This is a genomic window from Bowmanella dokdonensis (assembly GCF_017254865.1).
Taxonomy (GTDB): domain Bacteria; phylum Pseudomonadota; class Gammaproteobacteria; order Enterobacterales; family Alteromonadaceae; genus Bowmanella; species Bowmanella dokdonensis.
The window spans coordinates 1-301 of sequence record NZ_JAFKCV010000316.1 but is presented as its reverse complement, the minus strand read 5'-3'; the positions used below and the strand labels follow the sequence as shown (position 1 = coordinate 301).

1 protein-coding gene is annotated in these 301 nt (G+C 45.5%); it reads right to left on the bottom strand.

Annotated elements, in window-relative coordinates; all coding sequences use genetic code 11:
- Positions 1-194 (bottom strand): GAG-pre-integrase domain-containing protein (locus J0A66_RS24015; protein ID WP_500676675.1); only part of this gene is annotated, 194 nt, incomplete at its 3' end.
- Positions 195-301: the final 107 nt, after the last annotated feature.

The following is a 301-nucleotide window of genomic DNA, read 5'->3' as shown; positions in this document are numbered from 1 at the left end:
CGATATCCTCCGCGAGCCTCAACGCTCATTGGACCGCACACATCAGTATGTATGATTTCCAATAAGTTGGTTGCTCGCTCCATTGTTCCGGAGAACGGAGTCTTAGTCATCTTGCCCATGAGGCATGGTTCGCACGTGTCAAATGATTCGTAATCAAGAGACTCCAAAAGTCCATCTGCATGGAGTTTCTTCATGCGCTTTACACCAATGTGACCAAGGCGGCAGTGCCACAAGTATGTGGGACTATCGTTATCAACTTTACATCTTTTGGTATTCACACTATGAATATGTGTAACATCAC